Origin of the sequence: Thermogladius sp. (assembly GCF_049970955.1) — an archaeon.
Classification (GTDB): Archaea; Thermoproteota; Thermoprotei_A; order Sulfolobales; family Desulfurococcaceae; genus Thermogladius.
Genome location: NZ_JBMFLY010000078.1, coordinates 1 through 3,696 on the forward strand (window position 1 = coordinate 1; position 3,696 = coordinate 3,696).

Sequence of the window (3,696 nt, forward strand, 5' to 3'; positions counted from 1 at the left end):
GGTGGCAAATACCACGACTACCGATGTTGCCCACCTCTTAACGTCCACACTCACTGTCACGCGTGATCACTTTCAGCTACCTCGATCATGTGCCCCTCCGGCAACTTCATCGGGGCATGTTGGTAGGGCTGGAGCCCATGGTCGGAGCTCTATCTTGGCCTCGTTGTTTAAAATCGTATCGTTTATTAGGAGTCAAAGAAATCAGTGGTCCAGGTGCTGGGTATGGGCTTTTAGCTACAGCGAGGAGAAGATCGAGGCTCTCAGAGTCGACAAGCAAAGGCTCAGGGAGATCATAAAAGAGCTGAAGAAGTGGAAGGCGCCCGCCACAGTACTGCTCTCGCTCTACGTCCCACCCGGCAGGCCCGTGAGCGACGTCGTCAACCTGCTCAGGCAGGAGCTGTCGATATCCGACAACATCAAGCTGAAGAGGACAAAGAACGCGGTGCAGAGGGCGCTCGCCTCGGCGATCGACAGGTTCAGTAAGATCACCAAGATACCCGACAACGGCCTAGTCTACTTCGCCGGCGAGGACGTCGAGACCGGCGACTTCATATCCGTAATGCTGATCCCGCCAGAGGAGGTGAGGCTATTCTTCTACAGGACTGACAAGTACTTCCACACCGAGTTCCTCGAAGAGATGGTCTACGAGCACAACGTCATAGGGCTGATAATTGTCGAGCGGGACGCCGCAACTCTCGGCCTACTGAAGGGGAACAGGCTCGTGGTCTTGGAGGAGATGGAGGAGTACATACCCGGCAAGCACGAGAAGGGCGGGCAGAGCCAGAGAAGGTACGACAGGATCATAGAGCAGATGGTCGAGGACTTCTACAAGAAGGTAGGCGAGCACGCCAACAGGGCCTTCCTGCCGCTACTAGAGCAGGGCAAGCTAAAGGCCGTACTCGTGGGCGGACCCGCCTACAGCAAGTACGACTTTGTTCAGGGAGACTACCTCGACTACAGGCTGAAAAAGATCCTGATAAACCAGCTCATCGACGTCTCCTACCAGGGCGAGGCAGGTCTGAGAGAGATGGTGATGAAGGCTCAAGACGTGCTCAAGGAGCAGGAGTACGTGGAGGGTCTGCAGGTCATCGAGGAGTTCAAGCTCCACTTGGCTAAAGACGACGGGATGGTCGTCTACGGTGAGGACGAGGTGAACAACGCGCTGGAGATGGGGGCCGTCAAGGTACTCGTGGTCTCCGAGGAGAGGGGCGACGTGGAGACGTGGTTGGAGAAGGCCAAGAACCACGGGGCTAAGGTAGTAGTGGTCAACAACGACATGCCTGAAGGCGAGTGGTTCTACAAGACCTTCAACGGCGTGGCCGGAATACTCAGGTACAAGGCTGGTTGACGTTAAGGTTTTTTACACGCGGAGTCCAAGTAAAATATGGCGGTCGAATTGTCCCTCCTCGAACCAAGGGAGAGGAGAGAGTACCTCGAGCTCATAGTTCAGGCAGGACTCGAAGAAGACTTCATCGAGTGGTTGAGGTTACAGGGTATAACCCACATCATAGGCAGGTTCGATAACGTACCACTCGAGTTGATCAAAGCCTACATCGCCGAGAAAAAGTTGGAGGTCGACGCGGAGGCTCACGAGGAGATACGTGAGACAGGGGAGGAGGACAGGAGGTTCATCCCGGCGAAGGAGAGAAGCAGGAGGTTTTATGTGAGCCGGGAGTGACCCGACCCATGGTCACCCACCCCCGGTACACGGGGGCGTAGCATGGGCACCGGGGTCACCTAGAAAAACGATTCTCTAGTAGGGTTATAAACTCAGTTACTCGCCGCTCTGAAGAAGTGCCTACTTGATGTCTATAGACGAAACCTTGCTGGCCTTGATGTTGATCGACGTCTCCGCAATACCGTTCGAGTACCTCGTTATCCTCCTCAGGCTGTCCAGTACCATGATGTGGAAGGCCTTCTCGCGGTCCGGTATGTTGGCTACTACGACCTTCGCGACCAGGTCGTCGATCCTGCTCACGGTCTCGCGCGTCTTCTGTATGACCTCCTCAGCGTCCTGCCTGCTGAGCTTGTAGAGAGACCCCATAGCGCTGTTGAGCAGGTCTATTAGCGACATGCCGAGGTTGTAGATGTCGTCGGCCATGCTAGACGGCTTACCGTACGTTATAACGTTCTTTGCTATGTTGACGCTGTGGTCGGCTATCCTCTCCAGGTTCCTCGCTATGATCCTGTAGTTGATCGTCTCAACGGGTGACGTGAGACCGAGGTCGTGCATCACCTTGACGTCGAGGAGCGCCATGGACAGCTCCCTGATGATCATGAAGTGGAACCTGTCCGCCTCGTCGTCTCTCTGGATGACCGCCTCCGCTAGGGCCTTGTCGCCGTTCTTGTAGCTGGAGAGGCTGTCCCTCAACATGTTCGAGACTATTAAGTGGAGCCTCCTCAGGCTGCTCTCTAGCGGTAGCTCGCGCAGGTCTAGCAGTATCTTGAAGGAGATCGTGTTGTACGTCTCGTCTATGACCTCTATGCCCGCCAGTTTTATTCTGACCATGCTCTTCAGGTCGCTTATCTTCTTTGCGAGGTTCTGTAGTGAGGAGTCGAAGGTCACAGTCAGGTTCGTGTAGCCCGCCAGGTAGAAGGCCACGATCGTCCTGAAGATCTCCTCGATCCTAGCCTCGCTGAACACCCGGATAGTGGCCTGTAGCTGCCCTATCTCGAAGGTCCCCGGGGTTATGACCAGCCTGCCGCCGTGCTCGTATATGTAGACGTAGTCGCCGCTCTTCAATCCCACCGCGTCGACCCACTCTTTGGGGAGAGTGACTATGAACGACGAGCTACCTGTCTTCTGCACCTTCCTCCTCTCTACGCTCGCCATATACGCCCCCTTTCATTACATACGTGTATTTCACACACATATCTTCTTAACACCCTTAAATACTTAACCGCAGGCTACATGACCGAATATATACACAAAAAACTTAATGTAGGAAAACCGAAGTAAAAGAACTGGACATCCAAACGGCCATGAACATACAGACAACAACCTTACCCTAAAGCTTTACAGTCGATGGCCGGTAGACAGCTTATAACCCCTTCAAACACAAGATTAGACTTGAAGCCGGGGTGGCCGAGCGGTCTAAGGCGGCGGGCTGCAGGGCACTCCCGGGTCAGGGGCTCAGAGACCCGTTTAACCGCGGGTTCGAATCCCGCCCCCGGCTCTAGCTCCACGACCCCCACCCCTCGACGCCTTCGACGGCCTCGTCGGGTACCCGGCCCTCCTCCACGTCTTTAACGGCGTCTTCCAACACCGTAATCGCCTTTTCTAGGTCTTCGAGCGGGATGTTGAGCGGCGGCGTAAGCCGGAGGACGTTCCCGTGCCTGCCCAGGGGAGTCGTTATAACCCCCCTTCTCCACGCACTCCAAGCGACCTTCAAAGCCTTGACCCTAGAGGGCCTTCTCGACCTCTGGTCTTCGACCACCTCTACACCCACCATGAGACCGAGGCCTCTGACGTCGCCGATCACGGGGTGTTTCTCCTGGACCTCTCTCAGCCTCCTTGCCAAGTAGTCCCCTAGAACACGGGCCCTCTCTACGAGGCCCTCTCTTTCTATGACCCTAATCGTGGCCAGTCCAGCCCTGCAGGAGACGGCGTGCCCCATGTTTGTGAACCCTAGCCCAGCCCTCGGCAGCGCCTCTAGTACATCGCTCCTAGCCACCACGGTAGACAAGGGGAAGCCG

4 protein-coding genes and 1 tRNA gene are annotated in these 3,696 nt (G+C 55.8%); 3 read left to right on the top strand and 2 right to left on the bottom strand.

What is annotated here, in order from left to right:
* Positions 1-250 precede the first annotated feature (250 nt).
* Positions 251-1,348: a peptide chain release factor aRF-1 gene (gene prf1 / locus ACP5VX_RS06540; RefSeq protein ID WP_428725084.1), complete on the top strand. Its 1,098-nt coding sequence runs from the start codon at positions 251-253 to the stop codon at positions 1,346-1,348.
* 36 nt (positions 1,349-1,384) lie between these two features.
* On the top strand, positions 1,385-1,678 hold the full coding sequence (locus ACP5VX_RS06545; RefSeq protein WP_428725081.1) for a hypothetical protein: 294 nt from the start codon (positions 1,385-1,387) through the stop codon (positions 1,676-1,678).
* A gap of 120 nt (positions 1,679-1,798) precedes the next feature.
* Here the strand turns inward: ACP5VX_RS06545 and ACP5VX_RS06550 are convergent, their stop codons facing one another.
* Positions 1,799-2,833, bottom strand: a complete 1,035-nt coding sequence (locus ACP5VX_RS06550) for a PhoU domain-containing protein (protein ID WP_428725082.1) — start codon at positions 2,831-2,833, stop codon at positions 1,799-1,801.
* A gap of 242 nt (positions 2,834-3,075) precedes the next feature.
* Between ACP5VX_RS06550 and ACP5VX_RS06555 the strand changes: the two genes are divergently transcribed.
* Positions 3,076-3,176 (top strand) — tRNA-Cys (locus ACP5VX_RS06555).
* Here the strand turns inward: ACP5VX_RS06555 and ACP5VX_RS06560 are convergent.
* A partial coding sequence (locus ACP5VX_RS06560) for an aminotransferase class III-fold pyridoxal phosphate-dependent enzyme (RefSeq protein ID WP_428725083.1) occupies positions 3,177-3,696 on the bottom strand: 520 nt, incomplete at its 5' end. It lies immediately after the preceding tRNA gene.